General features: G+C 67.3%; 1 protein-coding gene. It reads left to right on the top strand.

Features of this window, described 5'->3' with window-relative positions; translation table 11 throughout:
• Positions 1-793 (top strand): ROK family protein (locus EOA28_RS37365; RefSeq protein ID WP_148671191.1); only part of this gene is annotated, 793 nt, incomplete at both ends.

Consider the following 793-nt stretch of genomic DNA (forward strand, 5'->3'; position numbering starts at 1 on the left):
GCGCAACCGCGCCATGGTGATTTCGGCCGTGCGCCGCGCCGGCCAGCCATCGCGGACGGAAATTGCCGCCACCACCGGCCTCAGCCACTCGACCATTTCAGCGATCTCCGCCGATCTGATCCAGGAGGGCATCCTCACCGAGAGCAAGGCCAGCGAGCCGACGGCGTTGAAGCGCGGCCGGCCGCAGATCGGCCTGGCGCTGAATCCCGAGGCCGCCGCGGTGTTGACGGTGGTGCTGTCGCTGAACTTCCTGTCCGTCGCCGTCATCGACTATGCCGGCCAGGTGATCGCCGAGGAGCAGCGGCGCCTGGACACGCTCGTCATGCCGCGCGACGAGCTGATCGGCGAATGCCTGGCGATCGTCCGGCGCCGGCTGCAGGACCCCGATCTCGACGTGGGCAGCGTCGCCCGCATCGCCATGGGCATTCAAGGCATCACCGATTCCCACGCACGCGCCATGCTATGGTCGCCGATCACGCCGCTGACCGACATTCCGTTCGCCGACATCCTGGAGAGGGAATTCGGCATCCCTGCCACCATGGAGAACGACTGCAACATGATGGCGGTGGCGCTGCGATGGCGCGATCCCGAGCGCTATCGTGACAATTTCATCGCCATCCTGCTCTCGCACGGCATCGGCATGGGCCTGGTGCTGAAGGGCGAATTGTTCACCGGCTCGCATTCCTCCGGCGGCGAGTTCGGCCACATGATCCATCGTCCGGGCGGCGCGCTTTGCCGCTGCGGCCGCCGCGGCTGCGTCGAGGCCTATGCCGGCAACTACGCGATCTGGCGC

The sequence above is a fragment of the Mesorhizobium sp. M2A.F.Ca.ET.067.02.1.1 genome (assembly GCF_004023285.1).
In the GTDB taxonomy this organism is placed as follows: Bacteria; Pseudomonadota; Alphaproteobacteria; order Rhizobiales; family Rhizobiaceae; genus Mesorhizobium.